Raw genomic sequence first — 13,853 nt, forward strand, 5'->3', positions numbered from 1 at the left:
GGCTAAACCTCCTCGGAACGCCGCAGCCAGTCGGCGACGTCCCATGTGCGGTAGCGGGAACCCTTGACCAGCACGACTTCGTCGGCGTGCAGGTCGGTCTGCAGAATCTCGATCGCGGCAGCCTGGTCGGCGGCGAATCGGGCGGTGCCCCGCCACGCGCCCACCTCCGCCGCACCGTCCAGGATCGGGCGGGCGTTCTCCGCCACCGCGATCAGCCGGTCCACACCGAGCTCGGCGGCCAGGCGGCCCACCTCGGCGTGCCCCGACACCTCGTGCTCGCCCAGCTCGGCCATGTAGCCGAGCACGGCGGTGGTGCGCCTGCCGGCGCCCATCGCGGCCAGCGCGTGCAGCGCCGCGGCGGTCGACGACGGGTTGGCGTTGTACGAGTCGTCGATGACGGTCACGCCGTCCGGCCGCTCGAACACGTCCATCCGCCGGCCCGAGACGATGCCCACCTCGCCGAGCGCGGTGACCAGATCGTCGAGGGCCATCCCGGCGGTCAGCGCGACCGCCGCGGCGGCGAGCGAGTTCGCCACCTGATGCCGTCCGGCCACCCCCAGCCGGACGTTCTTCCGTTCAACCCCAAATTTCAGTACGTACGACGCCCGGCCCGACGAGTCGACGACCACGTCGGTCGCCCGCAGGTCGGCCGTCTCCGCCTCGCCCACCTGGAGCACCCGGGCGCCGGTCCGCGCGGCCATCCCCGACACCAGCGCGTCGTCCGCGTTCAGCACCGCGACGCCGGACGGCGGCAACGCCTCGACCAGTTCCCCCTTGGCCAGGGCGGTTCCCTCCACCGACCCGAACTCGCCGAGGTGCGCCGCGCCGACGTTCAGCACGACCCCGATCGACGGCTGGGCGATATCGGTCAGGTACCGGATGTGCCCGACACCGCGGGCGCCCATCTCCAGCACCAGGAACCGGGTCTTCTCGTCGGCCTGCAGCACCGTGTACGGAAAACCCAGCTCGTTGTTGAGCGACCCGGCCGGCGCCACGGTCGGCCCGAGCCGGGACAGCAGCTGCCCGAGATAGTCCTTGGTCGTGGTCTTCCCCGACGACCCGGTCAGCCCGACCACGGTCAGCTCCGGCAGCCGGCCCACGACCTCGCGCGCCAGTTTCGCCAGCGCGTTCAACTGGTCGGTGACCACGACCCCCGGCACACCGGCGTCCCGCGTCCCGAGCACCCCGGTCGCACCGCCGGCGACCACCGCCGGGGCGAAGTCGTGCCCGTCCGCCTTCTCGCCGGCGAACGCCACGAACAGCCCGCCCGGCCCGACCTTGCGGGAGTCGTACTCGACGCCCCCGGTGACCGTCTCCGAGCCGTCGCTGTTGACCAGGCGGCCCCCGGTGACCGCGGCGATCTCGCCGAGCGTCAGGGCGATCATGAGCGGCCCTCCAGCGCCTCGGCCAGCTCGATCCGGTCGTCGAACGGCAGCACCTCGCCGTTCACCTCCTGCCCCTGCTCGTTGCCCTTGCCGAGGACGGCGATCACGTCGCCGGCACCGGCCAGGCGGACCGCCTCGTCGATCGCCGCGCGGCGGCCGGCCACCTCGACGACCTTGGCGGCGGTGTGCGCCTCCTCGGCGCCACGGCGCACCGCCTCCCGTACGGAAGCGGGGTCCTCGGTCCTGGGGTTGTCGTCGGTGACGATGACCAGGTCGGCGCCGTGCGCCGCGGCCTCGCCCATCAGCGGTCGCTTGCCCTTGTCCCGGTCTCCGCCGGCGCCGATCACGCAGATCAGCCGCCCGCCCCGCCCGATGGCCAGCTCGCGCAGCGCGGCCAGGGCGGCCACGATCGCGTTCGGCTTGTGCGCGTAGTCGACCACGCCGAGGATCTCGCTCGCGGCCGGCACCTGCTCCAGCCGGCCGGGCACCCCGCGGCACTCCAGGATCCCCCGGCCGGCGACCGCCGGGTCGATCCCGACCGCGACCAGCAGGGCGAGCGCGAGCAACGCGTTGGACACGTTGTGCAGCCCGGGCAGCGCGACGCCGGTCTCGACGGTCCGGCCGTCCGGGCCGTGCGCGGTGAAGAGCTGACCGTATTCGGACGGCCGCACGTCGGAGGCCCACCAGGTCGCGGCGGGATTCCCGGACGCCGAATAGGTGATCGTCTCCGGGGAGACGAGCGCCATGACGGCGGGGTCGTCGTGGTTGAGCACCCCGACGGCGCTGCGCCCGTCGAACAGTCGCGCCTTCGCCTCGAAGTAATCCGCCGAGGTGGGGTGGAAGTCCAGGTGGTCCTGGCCGAAGTTGGTGTAGCCGGACGCGGCGAACCGGATCCCGTCGGCACGTCCCATGACCAGGGCGTGGCTGGAGACCTCCATGACCACCGCGGTCACCCCGCGCTCCACGCCGGCGGCCAGGATCGCCTGCAGGTCGGTGGCCTCGGGCGTGGTCCGGACGCTCTTCACCACGAAGTCGCCGAGCCGGGTCTCCACCGTGCCGACCAGCCCGGTGACCTGGCCGGCCGCCCGCAGACCGGCCTCGACCAGGTACGACGTCGAGGTCTTCCCGGCCGTCCCGGTTATGCCGATCATGGTGAGCCGCCGCGACGGCTCGCCGTAGATCGCCGCCGCGGCCGCGCCGAGCACCGCTCTCGGTTCGTCGGCGACCAGCACCGGCAACCCGGCGGCCAGCGCGGCCTCGCGCCCGGCCGGGTCGGTCAGCACCGCCACCGCGCCGGAGCGGGCCGCGTCGGCGACGAACTCGGCGCCGTGCCGGTTCGCGCCGGGCAGCGCCGCGTAAAGATCTCCTGGGCGCACCGCGCCACTACTGTGAGTGACCCCGGTGACATCGATGTCACCACCGTGCAGCGTGGCTGGGAGCAGCTCAGCGAGCCGCGTCAGCCGGAACGGCGCGACGGTACCGGGTCGGGGAATGCCTGACACGGCGTCAGACCCTACCTGGTATGCCACGCGTTCCCGTCAACGCCATGCACCCTGAATTCATCCATGGATCTTGAAGGTCGGTGGTTTCGTGGTCGACGGTGGCACAGCGTAGTGAGACAGCGTGTAGGACATCATCTGCGCGAAGGCCGGGGCGGCCACCTCACCGCCGGTCCCCTTGGCGACATCCATCGCGACCGCGATGACGTACCGCGGGTTCTCGGCCGGCGCCATCCCCACGAAGGAGCTGGCGTTGTGGCTGGTGTACTCGCCGTCGACGACCATCTTGCCAGTACCGGTCTTGCCGGCCACCCGATAACCCGGGACCTGCGCCTTGGTACCGGTGCCCTCGTTGTCCTCGACCACCGCCTCCATCATCGTGCGCAGCTGGGCGGCGATCTTGGCGTCCAGCACGCGGTGCGTCGCCGGGGCGGCCGCCGGGGTCACCTTGCCGTCCCCGGAGACGGTCGACCGGATCAGGTGCGGCTGGATGTAGACGCCGTCGTTGGCGATCACCCCGTACGCCGCCGCCATCTGCACCAGCGTGACCGAGACACTGTGCCCGATCGGCACCGACCCGTACGCCGAGCCGCTCCAGTCGTCCGGCGCCAGCAGCAGGCCGGGTGCCTCGCCGGGCATGCCCTCGCCGGTCGCCCTGCCCAGCCCGAACTTCTGCTGGTACTCGTAGAGCTTCTGCTTGCCCAGCTTCTCGCCGATCAGGATCGTCCCCACGTTCGACGAGTAGGCCAGGATCCCGGCCATCGTCAGCTTGGTGCCCTTCGGCTGCGGGTGGCTGTCCCGGAACGGCTCGTCGCCCCGCTCGATCGCCGGCGCGACGACCTGCGTCGACTCCGGCGTGATCAGGCCCTCCTGCAGCGCGGCGCCGAAGACCAGCGCCTTGTGGCTGGAGCCCGGGTCGGTGACCACCGCGGTCGGCACATCGATCCGCTGGGCGGGCTCGGAGTCCCCCGGCTTGGCCGCGTTGTAGGTCGGGTAGCTGGCCTGGGCCACCACCTCGCCGGTCCGCGCGTCCAGGATCACCGCGCCGGCCACCGTGGCGTCCCACTTCTTCGCCTCGGCGCTCAGCAGCTTCTGCGCCTGCCACTGCACGTACCGGTCGATGGTGAGCGTCAGCGAGCTGCCCGGCTTGGCCGGGGTGTACTGCTCGTAACCGCCCGGGATGGGCAGGTTCAGATCGCCCTTGCCGGTCTCGAAGACCCGCTTGCCGTCGGTGCCGTGCAGCAGGTCGTCGTAGCGCGCCTCCAGGCCCACCAGGCCGTGCTGGTCCTCGCCGGTGAAGCCGATCAGGTTCGCCGCCAGATCCCCCGCGGGCACGTCCCGCCGCTCGTCGATGTGTGTGTAGATGCCGGCGAGATCCAGATCCTCGATCTTGTCGGCGACCGAGATGTCGACGCCGCGGGCCAGGTAGCGGAACCTCAGCCAGGTTCCCATCACCTGTTTGCGCTGCATGTTCGCGGCGAGCGCGGAGGCGGCGACGCCGAGCAGCGGGGACAGCTTCGCGGCCGTCGCGGGGATGTCGTTCTGCAGCCTCGGGTTCTCCGGGTCGGCGTAGATGTAGCGCGCCTCGACGCTGTTCGCCAGGACCCAGCCGTCCCGGTCCAGGATGCTGCCCCGCGCCGCGGGCAGCTCGACCGTGCTGAGCCGCTTCTCGCGCAGCTTGACCAGACTGTCCACCTCGGCGGCCGAGGTGCCGACCTGCAGCACCACCAGCCGGATCCCGATCATGACGAACAGCGAGAGCGCCAGCACGGTGCCGAGCCGCAGGCGGCGGGTGCTGTTGGCGAGCTTGGGCGGCTCGGCGGGCACCGGCCGCGGCCGGCGAGCCGGCTCCCGGGCAGGCCCAGGGCGGGTTCGCTCGGTCACGGTCCGCCGTGGTCCGGATTCCGGTTTTCCGGTACGGCGTGAGCTCGCGTCCCGGGCGGGTTCGGGGTTACGGCGTACCCGGGAATCGTCCTTGTCCGGGGCACGCCGCTCGCGCGCCTCCGGGGCCGGCCGCTTCTCCCGTGGCTCGCGGGGGCTCTGCCGCTCGCGCGCCTCGCGCGGATCCTTCTTCTCCCGCGCCTCGCGCGGGTTCCGCTTCTGGGCGGTCTCACGACTCTGCGCGGTCTCGCGCGGGCTCCGCTTCTGGCCGGTCTCACGGCTCTGCGCGGTCTCGCGCGGGCTCCGCTTCTGGCCGGTCTCAGGGCTCTGCGCGGTCTCGCGCGGGTTGCGCTTCTGGCCGGTCTCACGGCTCTGCGCGGTCTCGCGGGGCTCCGCCGGGCGGGCGCCCCGCTGTCGCGCCCGCGGCCCGCCCTCGCCGCCCTCGACCACCTGCAGCGCCGGCCTGAACGGGTCCGCGGTCCGCGCGGTCCGCGGGTTGCGTCCCCGCTCGGCCACGGTGCGGCCGCGAGGCGTGTACGCCCGCGCCTCCCCGATGCCGGAGAAACCACGCCGCTCGGGGCGCTCGGGCTCGTCCTGTCCCTCGGTGGGGACGGCACGAGACGCGCCGCGCCGGGGCGTAGTGCCCCGGCGCGGTGTCTCGTCGTCGGCTCGCGGCGACACGGCTTACTTCCCCGTTCCCACAGCGTTCTGGCCGGTGGTGTGCTGGTCGGCGCCGTCGGTGACGAGCGGCTCCTGGGCGGTCACCGAGGTCTGGCCCTTGCCCGGCGTCGGCGTGCGGATGATCTTGCCGTCCGGCAGCCGGATCATCGCCGGGTTCTCGGCCGGCACCAGGCCCAGCCGGCGCGCGGCGGCGGCCAGGCTGCCCGGGCTGGAGACCTGGATCAGCTGCTGCTCCAGCTCCTGCTGCTGCTCGTCCAGGCTGGCCTGGTTCTTGCGCAGCGCGTCGACCCGGAACGACTGCTCCATGGTCTTGGTGTTGATCAGCAGGATGCCCACCACCCCGACCAGCACCAGCAGGATCACCCCGGCCGCGAACGTCGGCCGCGGCGCCCGGATCGGCAGCGGCGGCGCGACCCGCAGGCGGGGCAGGGCCGGAGCGGCCGGTGCGCCGTCGGCCAGCCGCTTCGCCGCGGTGCCCTCGATCTCGATCTCGATGACCGGCTCGGCCGGCTCGCGGCGCTCGTCGCGCCCGATCCCGGACCGGCGCGTGTCGGACCGCTCGGCGAACTGGCGCGCCCCCCGCGCGCCGGTCCCCCCGGTCCCGGTGCCACGGCCCGCCCCGCGCCCACGCTCGCCGGCGCCGGCTCGCGGTTGCGACGCACGGCCCCCGGACCGCGGCGTGTCGGCGGCGCGCGGTTGCCCCGCACGGCCCCCCGACCGCGGCGCGTCGGCTCGCTCGCTCATGCTTCCCCCTCCCCCTCCTGGTTCAGCCCCGGGCGCTCGCGCCCTCGTCCCCCGCCGTTCGCAGCCATCCGGGGCCGTTCGCGGCCGCCCCGTCCCGGCTGGTTCGCCCTGCTCCCCTGCTCGTCGATCCGTTCCACCGCGCGCAGCTTCACCGAAGCCGCCCGCGGGTTCTCCGCCACCTCCGCCTCGCTGGGCGGTTCCGACCCCCGGGTCAGCAGCCGCAGCGTCGGACCGGTCCCGGGCAGCTCGACCGGAAGGTCGATCGGCCCGGTGCTACGCGCCCTCGCGGTGAGCGCGCGCTTGACGATCCTGTCCTCCAGAGATTGATAACTCATCACTACAAGTCGCCCGCCGGGCGACAACACATCCAAAGCCGCCGGAATCGCGGACTCCAACACGTCCAACTCGGCGTTGACCTCAATGCGTAGTGCCTGGAACGACCTTTTCGCGGGATTTCCACCCGTTCGCCGCGCGGCGGCCGGAATCGCGTCCTTGACCAGCTCGGCCAGCCGGGCGGTGGAGACGATCCGGGACTTCGCCCGCTCCCGCACGATCGACGAGACGATCCGCTGCGCGAACTTCTCCTCGCCGTACTGCCGGAGGATGCGGACCAGCGCACCGGGCTCGTACGAGTTGACGACCTCCTCCGCGGTGATCCCGCGGGACTGGTCCATCCGCATGTCCAGCGGCGCGTCCTGGGCGTACGCGAAGCCGCGGTCCGCCTCGTCCAGCTGCAACGAGGAGACCCCGAGGTCGAAGAGTCCACTGTCGATCGCCGGCACGTCCAGCTCGGCGAGGACCCGGGGCAGCTCGTGGTAGACCGCGTGCATCAGGTGGATCCGCTCGGCGAACCGGGCCAGCCGATGCCGCGAGTGGGCGAGCGCCTCGGTGTCCCGGTCCAGTCCGATCAGGACGACGTCGGGAAACCGCTCCAGCACCGCCTCGGCGTGACCGCCGAGACCCAGCGTGAAGTCGACGTGCACCGCGCCGGGCCGGGCCAGAGCCGGGCCGAGCAGCTCGAGGCAGCGTTCCAGCAGCACCGGAACGTGCGTGCCACGCGGCTCCCCCATGTCGACCCCCATTGACCCACCCGTTCGCGTATCACTCGGTTCTTACCTGAAACTGCCCGTTCCGGCCCGGAACGCCCATCCATACCGCCAGATCCCCATCCGCTCTGTCCCGTGCCGGTGGGCCCGGCCCCGGACACGCGCCTGGCGCCGGGGAAGAGGCGCCAGGAGCGGGAGCGGCTGGAGATCTCGCAGTACGGCAGCAGTGGCGTCCGGACCGCACTCCCAGCGATCCACCGAGTGCCACGCCCTACAGTCCGCCGGGCAGCACCCCCTCCTCGATGTCCGCGAAGTCTTCCTCGCTCGCCGAGAGGTAGTCGTCCCAGGACTGCTTGTCCCAGATCTCGACCCGGGTGCTGGCCCCGATCACCACGAGATCCCGGCCGAGACTCGCGTACTCCCGCAGATGTGCGGGGATGGTGACCCGGCCCTGCTTGTCGGGGACCTCGTCGTGTGCGCTGGCGAAGAACACCCGGCTGTAAGCCCGGGCGGACTTGTTCGTCACCGGCGCCTCGCGCAGCTGGCCCGCGATGCGCTGGAACTCCGGCATCGGGAACACGTAAAGACAGCGCTCCTGCCCTTTCGTGATCACGACACCTCCCGCCAGCTCGTCGCGGAACTTCGCCGGGAGGATCAGCCGGCCCTTCTCGTCGAGGCGCGGAGTGTGCGTGCCGAGGAACATCGGCCCCACCCCTTTGCCGGGACGGCCGCCCCTTCGCGGAGGAGGTGGTCCGTCTGTCAACTCGGGCCGGCAGGCTCCGCGGTTTGGGTCCCGTGGTTCGATTCCTCGGTCCTGCCACTGGGCCCCACTCTACTCCACTTCCCTCCACCTGCAACCCGAAAGCGACCGGTCCCGAGCAGTTTTCGCGGACGTAATCCCTGTTCAAAGGGGGTGGCTCGAAGTGGAGGGCGAAGGCATGATCCACCAGGTCCGGTTTCCGACATCGGGCACAGGAGGGTCGATAAGTCCCGGCGAAAGCCTCTTCCGGACGCTCGATGGAGGAATGTGGGGCCCCCTGGGGAGGAAAGTGGGGGACCCCCTCGCACCCTCCGGAAGCCGGAGACGTTAGTGGGGCGCGACCCGGGATCCGGGTCGCGCCCCACTGGCGATGCTTCCTTACTTACCTACTCACGTACTCGGCACCGGCGCGGTACTCACCGGGCGCCGTTCACCGGATCAGGCGACCAGGCGCCGTACGACGTAGTTGCTGCCGTACATCTTGTGCTTGCCGACCCGGGCGCCGGTGTGCGGCGAGTCGTACATGTAGCCGCCGCCCGCGTAGATGCCCGCGTGGTAGCCGTACGACCCCGACCGGAAGATGATCAGGTCGCCGACCCGCTTGCCGGACTTGCTGACCGCCTTGCCGTAATGCTGCTGCCCGTCCGCCTTGTGCGGCAGCTTCTTGCCGGCCGCCGCCTTGTAGACGTACTGCGTGAAGCCGGAGCAGTCGAACCGCTTCGGCCCGGCGGCGGCGAACTTGTACAGCGCGCCGGTGTGACTCCTGGCCTCGGCCAGGATCTTGGCACCGTTGACCCGCACGGTGATCTTCATGCTGCTGGACGCCTGGACGTAACCGGGGCCGGTGAAGAGCGTCCGGAGCCACACGGTGGCCTTCGGCGCGGCCGTGAAGGTCACCGTCCCGCTGCTGGGAACGGCCTTCTTGGCCCAGAGCACCCACTTGCCGTTCTTGTAGATCTGCAACCGGACGGTGCCCTTGGCAGCCTTACCGGTACGCGGATCGAGAACCTTGCTGGTGACCTTGATGCTGTTGCCCCAGGCGAGGCTGTGGCTGCTGACCTTGCTGGTCAGCTTGGGCTTCACCGCCGCGGTCGCGGCCTTCGCGGTAGCGGCGGTGACCGGGGTCGCGGCGGCCGCCGAGGCGGGCGACGCCGCCACGAGCTGGCCCGCGCAGAGGCAGAGACCCAGGGACAGTGCGGCGGTTCCGGCGCCGGAAATGCGGCGGCCTCGGCTCGAACTGTGTTCGTGCACGGTAGAGAGATCCCTCCGGCACGCCTGCGAGGTTAGCTGTCGGGTTCGGGCGGGAAGGCTTGCCCGGCCACCGTGGTGGCTTCACCCCGAGGTCCGACCGGTTGCGCCGCCGGTTCTCGCGCGGCGCGGTACGGACCGAGAATGGGTCCCCCGTCCCTGCCCCCTGATGCCTTGTCAGCTTGCTGAATTTCGGTGGTCGCGTCGACCGGCCCGGGGCAGGGCTCGGCGTGAACCAGGTCGGCGCGACCGGCGAGCGGTTGCCGCCGGTAAATCTTTGGTACCTGACTTTCCCCATGATCGTCAGGCGTGAATTGATCACACACAGTGATTGGCACACTGGTCGCTGTCCAATTTGCTAGCTCCACAAGACAAATGTCATTACGCGTCGTGATTCAGCAATTACTTTGCGTCGATCGGAATGGGTGAACCGGAACACATAAAAACTCTGGTGAATGCCCGTGCGAGGGACGGCATCGCCGGTCAGCGGCACAAACGCGGTAACCCGTTCGGCCCATCCGGCCCGGTCCGAGGATCCAGGCCTTCCGGCAACTCGACGTAACCCCCGGGTCCGGTACCCTCGCTGGCGTGACGGACGGGAAATTGCCTCTGCGGGCCATAGTCGCGACCACCGCGTCGAAGACTGCGGCCGCGCTCTCCAGGGCCGCGGGACGCGGCGACGGTTCGGTGATCGGTGGCTGGATCGGCCTCAAGATCGACCCGGACCTCCTGGCTCACCTCGCGTCCGGCCGCGCCGTCGCACTGGTCTCCGGCACCAACGGCAAGACCACCACCACCCGGCTCACCGCGGCCGCGGTCGGCGTGCTCGGCCGGGTCGCCACCAACGGCTACGGCGCGAACATGCCCACCGGGCACACCTCGGCGCTGGCGAAGGAGGGGCACACCCCGTTCGCCGTGCTGGAGGTCGACGAGCACTACCTGGCCCAGGTGATCGACTCCACCCGCCCCAAGGTGGTGGCGCTGCTCAACCTCTCCCGCGACCAGCTCGACCGGGCGAAGGAGGTGGCGATGATGGCGCAGCTGTGGAGGACCGCGCTGGCCGGCCACCCCGACATCCGGGTGGTCGCCAACGCCGACGACCCGCTGGTCGTCTGGGCCGCCGGCGCCAGCCCGCAGACCACCTGGTTCAGCGCCGGCCAGCGCTGGCAGGACGACTCCGCCGTCTGCCCGGAGAGCGGCCACCCGATCGAGCGCGCCAACGGTGACTGGTGGTGCGTCGGCTGCCCGCTGCGCCGTCCCACCCCGCAGTGGGTGGTCGAGGAGGACGGCGTCATCGACCCGCGCGGCGACTGGCACCTGGTCAAGCTGCAGCTCCCCGGCAAGGTCAACCTGGGCAACGCGGCCACGGCGCTCGCGGTCGCCGGCGAGTTCGGGGTCCGCCCGATCGAGGCGCTCCCCCGGCTCTCCCGGGTGACCTCGATCGCCGGGCGCTACGCGCAGGTCGACCGGGACGGGCGGAACATCCGCCTGCTGCTCGCGAAGAACCCGGCGAGTTGGCTGGAGGCCTTCGACATGGCCGACCAGGCGCCGACCCTGCTCTCCATCAACGCGCGGGACCCCGACGGCCTGGACACCTCCTGGCTGTGGGACGTCGACTTCTCCCCGCTGCGCGGCCGCCCGGTTCTGATCACCGGCGACCGGGCCTTCGACCTGGCCGTGCGCCTGCAGGTGAACCAGGTGCCGTTCCAGCACGTACACACCTTCAACGAGGCGCTGGCGCAGGTGCCGCCGGGCCGCCTCGAGGTGATCGCCAACTACACGGCGTTCCAGGACATCCGAGCGGTGCTGGACCGCGTCAACTGAGCCGGTCCGCTACGGAAAGACGGAGTTCTCGATCATGAACGACAGCACGCTGCGGATCGTCTGGATCTACCCCGATCTGTTGTCGACCTATGGCGACCGGGGCAACATGCTGATCCTGGCGCACCGGGCGGCCGCCCGCGGCATCCCGGTGGAGACCTACGAGGTCCGCTCCGACATGCAGATGCCGACCACCGCCGACATCTACCTGATCGGTGGTGGCGAGGACGGTCCACAGGCGCTCGCCTCCCAGCGGCTGATCGCCGACGGCGGTCTGCACCGGGCGGTCAACCAGGGCGCCTCGGTACTGGCGATCTGCGCGGGTTACCAACTGTTCGGCCATTCGTTCTTCGCCAAGGGGACCAAGTGTGCCGGGCTCAGCCTGCTCGACATCACCTCCGACCGGGGCGAGACCCGGGCGGTCGGCGAGTTGCGCGGCGACATCGACCCGCGGCTCGGCCTGCCCCCGCTGACCGGTTTCGAGAACCACGGCGGCCGCACCCACCTGGGCCAGCACGCCGCGCCGCTGGCCCGGGTGACCGGTGGCATCGGCAACGACGGCCAGACCGAGGGGGCCTGGTACGGAAAGATCATCGGGACGTACTCGCACGGCCCGGCGCTGGCTCGCAACCCAGATCTAGCCGATTTGCTACTTCGCTGGTCAACCGGTGCGGATAGGCTTGCGCCCCTCGACGACGCCTGGGCCGAACGGCTCCGGGGCGAACGGCTCGCCGCGGGCCTACCCGCCTGAGGACGCCGACGACCACGACCCCGACGCAACAGCCCTGCACGACCTTGTCCTGAACCGACGACAGTTGGGGCGGTAGGCCTGCATGACCGACAACCTCGATCGCCCCACGGGCGCCATCCCCGGGGCCGTCCAGGCCGCACCGATCTGCCACCCCGCCGCCATGAGCCGCCGGCACCGCCTCCTCCGGGTCGGGCTGCTCATCCTGGGAGTCGGCGGCCTCGCCGGGGCCGCCGCCCTGCTGCCCATGCGGGAGATCGGCGACGCGGTCGTCGCGCTCGGCCCGGGTGCCGCCGTGGCCGTCGCGGTCCTCGGCGGCCTGCTGCTGTCGGTGCTGGTCCCGCGCACCGCGGTCACCGTCGCGTGCGGTGCCCTGCTCGGCGCGGCGACGGGCGCGATCGCCGCCCTGGCCGCCGCCATCATCGCCGCCACCGCCACCTACTACCTGGGCCGCTGGGCCGGTCGCGGCGCCCTGCAGGCCAAGACCGGCGGCCGGCTGGCCCGCCTGGACGGCTGGCTCAACCGCCGGGGGCTCGCCGCCGTGCTCCTGGTCCGCTTCCTGCCGCTCGCCCCGTTCGGGCTGGTCGGCTACGCGTACGGCACCACCAGCGTCTGCCGCAAGCGCTACCTGCTGGGCACCACGATCGCCGCCATCCCGTCCACGGTCACCTACGCCGTGATCGGCGCCGCGGTCGCCGCTCCCGGCAGGATGGGGCCGCTCACGATCGCGCCCGCGGTGATCAGCTTCATCCTCTCCACCGCGATCGTCATCCGCTGGCGCCAGACCTCCCGCCGCGTCCTGGCCCCCGCCTGACCCAGCCGGCCGCCGCGCCCTGGCCCCCGCCTGACTCAGCCGGCCGCCACGTCCGGCCCTCGCCTGACCCGGTCGGCGGGCCTGTCCCGTGCCGGGGCGCCGCTCAGGGGAGGATGCGGGTCTCCGCGACCGGGAGCGGCTTGTCCCACCAGTGGGCGTGACGCCGGTAGACCGCGGGATCCCGCTCGGCGAGGAACTCCACCAGCCCCGCCGCCTCAGCCGCCAGCCCGGACCAGTCGGCCGCACCGATCGGATGGAACGCGGAGACCTCGACACCCGACGGCACGATCCGCCAGATCCCGGCCACCCGCCCGTCCACCAGAACCGTCGGCAGGAGGTCACCGTTCATCCGGGCGAACATCTTCCGGTGCTCCGCCGTCGTGAATCGGGTCCGATCCGCATGCGCGAGCAGCACGTTGTCCCACATCCCCAGTAACCGGGGCGGTGCCGGCGTCTCCTCGTCCGGCAGCAGGCCATCCAGTACGTCGTACAACCTCGTACCGTCGAACGCGGTCAGCTCCACCAGCTGATCAGCGAGCGACCGGACCGCCTCTCGCAGGATCCGCGCCGGCAGCAGCGTGAACTGCCCCATGTCGGCGATCGAAGCCGGACCGTAGGCGGTCAGATAGCGGTGGACCAGCTCTCGGGTCGACGCGTCCCGGCGCTCGACCGGGAGCAGCTCGGGCGCGGTAAGAAAGGTGTCCTCCCGGCCGAACGACCAGGGCCCGCCGGTCGGTGTCCGCAGCAGCGGCGCACAGGTCCGCAGCGCCCACCACAGCCCTCTGCGCTCCCCGCCGAAATGCTCCGTGATCATCCGGTCGATCTCGGCCGCACTCCGCGACGTCGCGGTGAAGGCGAGCAGCACCGGAAGGAACTCGTCCGCGTCGGCCGCGGTCAGGCCGCTCACCGTGAAACGGCGGTCGCCGAGCCGGGCGGCGCGCAGGATGCGGAGCACCGCGTTCTGCAGCATCGGGTGATCATCCGCGGCCACCGCGTGCAGCGTGATCCGGAGCAGGGTCGCCCGGACGACCGTGCGGTCCGCGAAAGCCTGATCCAAGCCGGCCGGATCGAAGACCCGATTCCAGAGCGAGAGGTACGCCGAGGCCGCCGTCTGTGCCTGCAGACCCAGCAGCCGCCGGACGGTGTCGGTCACCGGGACCGCCTCGCGCGCCAGGAGCATCTGACGCGCGAGGGTGGCCCGGTTGAGCGCCCGGCGGGACAGCACG

Annotated in this window: 11 protein-coding genes and 1 riboswitch; of the genes, 3 read left to right on the forward strand and 8 right to left on the reverse strand. The window is 71.7% G+C overall.

Annotated elements, in window-relative coordinates; all coding sequences use genetic code 11:
• Nucleotides 1-2: 2 nt before the first annotated feature.
• From CHC09_RS07860 to CHC09_RS07890, 7 genes are all read right to left on the reverse strand, one after another.
• Complete coding sequence (locus CHC09_RS07860) at nucleotides 3-1,385, reverse strand: UDP-N-acetylmuramoyl-tripeptide--D-alanyl-D-alanine ligase (protein WP_089292299.1); 1,383 nt, start codon at nucleotides 1,383-1,385, stop codon at nucleotides 3-5.
• Nucleotides 1,382-2,887 (reverse strand): UDP-N-acetylmuramoyl-L-alanyl-D-glutamate--2,6-diaminopimelate ligase, encoded by a 1,506-nt coding sequence (locus CHC09_RS07865; protein WP_089292300.1) that lies wholly within the window; start codon nucleotides 2,885-2,887, stop codon nucleotides 1,382-1,384. Before CHC09_RS07865 ends, CHC09_RS07860 begins: the two co-directional genes overlap by 4 nt.
• A 57-nt stretch (nucleotides 2,888-2,944) precedes the next feature.
• Nucleotides 2,945-5,446, reverse strand: coding sequence for a penicillin-binding transpeptidase domain-containing protein (locus CHC09_RS07870; protein ID WP_179276976.1), 2,502 nt, complete (start codon nucleotides 5,444-5,446; stop codon nucleotides 2,945-2,947).
• Between the two features lie 3 nt (nucleotides 5,447-5,449).
• Complete coding sequence (ftsL, locus tag CHC09_RS07875; RefSeq protein ID WP_179276977.1) at nucleotides 5,450-6,190, reverse strand: cell division protein FtsL; 741 nt, start codon at nucleotides 6,188-6,190, stop codon at nucleotides 5,450-5,452.
• Nucleotides 6,187-7,272 (reverse strand): 16S rRNA (cytosine(1402)-N(4))-methyltransferase RsmH, encoded by a 1,086-nt coding sequence (gene rsmH / locus CHC09_RS07880; protein ID WP_089292301.1) that lies wholly within the window; start codon nucleotides 7,270-7,272, stop codon nucleotides 6,187-6,189. Before rsmH ends, ftsL begins: the two co-directional genes overlap by 4 nt.
• A 235-nt stretch (nucleotides 7,273-7,507) precedes the next feature.
• Nucleotides 7,508-7,939, reverse strand: a complete 432-nt coding sequence (gene mraZ, locus CHC09_RS07885) for a division/cell wall cluster transcriptional repressor MraZ (protein ID WP_089292302.1) — start codon at nucleotides 7,937-7,939, stop codon at nucleotides 7,508-7,510.
• A gap of 495 nt (nucleotides 7,940-8,434) precedes the next feature.
• Entirely contained in the window at nucleotides 8,435-9,247 is an 813-nt protein-coding gene (locus tag CHC09_RS07890; protein ID WP_239138161.1) for a C40 family peptidase, read from the reverse strand.
• A gap of 6 nt (nucleotides 9,248-9,253) precedes the next feature.
• A riboswitch (cyclic di-AMP (ydaO/yuaA leader) is annotated at nucleotides 9,254-9,383 on the reverse strand.
• Nucleotides 9,384-9,847: 464 nt separating this feature from the next.
• Between CHC09_RS07890 and CHC09_RS07895 the strand changes: the two genes are divergently transcribed.
• From CHC09_RS07895 to CHC09_RS07905, 3 genes are all read left to right on the forward strand, one after another.
• Nucleotides 9,848-11,068, forward strand: a complete 1,221-nt coding sequence (locus CHC09_RS07895) for a Mur ligase family protein (RefSeq protein WP_089292645.1) — start codon at nucleotides 9,848-9,850, stop codon at nucleotides 11,066-11,068.
• 34 nt (nucleotides 11,069-11,102) lie between these two features.
• Nucleotides 11,103-11,816: a type 1 glutamine amidotransferase gene (locus CHC09_RS07900; protein ID WP_089292303.1), complete on the forward strand. Its 714-nt coding sequence runs from the start codon at nucleotides 11,103-11,105 to the stop codon at nucleotides 11,814-11,816.
• Nucleotides 11,817-11,898: 82 nt separating this feature from the next.
• Entirely contained in the window at nucleotides 11,899-12,627 is a 729-nt protein-coding gene (locus CHC09_RS07905; RefSeq protein ID WP_089292304.1) for a TVP38/TMEM64 family protein, read from the forward strand.
• A 103-nt stretch (nucleotides 12,628-12,730) separates the two neighbouring features.
• Here CHC09_RS07905 and CHC09_RS07910 read toward each other — a convergent pair whose 3' ends face one another.
• Nucleotides 12,731-13,852: a winged helix DNA-binding domain-containing protein gene (locus CHC09_RS07910; RefSeq protein ID WP_239138160.1), complete on the reverse strand. Its 1,122-nt coding sequence runs from the start codon at nucleotides 13,850-13,852 to the stop codon at nucleotides 12,731-12,733.
• Nucleotide 13,853 lies beyond the last annotated feature (1 nt).

The organism is Actinoplanes regularis, from assembly GCF_900188005.1.
Classification (GTDB): domain Bacteria; phylum Actinomycetota; class Actinomycetes; order Mycobacteriales; family Micromonosporaceae; genus Actinoplanes; species Actinoplanes regularis.

What these genes read in the sequence shown, in the direction of transcription:
- ftsL (WP_179276977.1), bottom strand. Translation starts at nt 6,190, where the DNA reads ATGAGCGAGCGAGCCGACGCGCCGCGGTCGGGGGGCCGTGCGGGGCAA.
- CHC09_RS07860 (WP_089292299.1), bottom strand. Translation starts at nt 1,385, where the DNA reads ATGATCGCCCTGACGCTCGGCGAGATCGCCGCGGTCACCGGGGGCCGC.
- CHC09_RS07905 (WP_089292304.1), top strand. Translation starts at nt 11,899, where the DNA reads ATGACCGACAACCTCGATCGCCCCACGGGCGCCATCCCCGGGGCCGTC.
- mraZ (WP_089292302.1), bottom strand. Translation starts at nt 7,939, where the DNA reads ATGTTCCTCGGCACGCACACTCCGCGCCTCGACGAGAAGGGCCGGCTG.
- CHC09_RS07900 (WP_089292303.1), top strand. Translation starts at nt 11,103, where the DNA reads ATGAACGACAGCACGCTGCGGATCGTCTGGATCTACCCCGATCTGTTG.
- rsmH (WP_089292301.1), bottom strand. Translation starts at nt 7,272, where the DNA reads ATGGGGGTCGACATGGGGGAGCCGCGTGGCACGCACGTTCCGGTGCTG.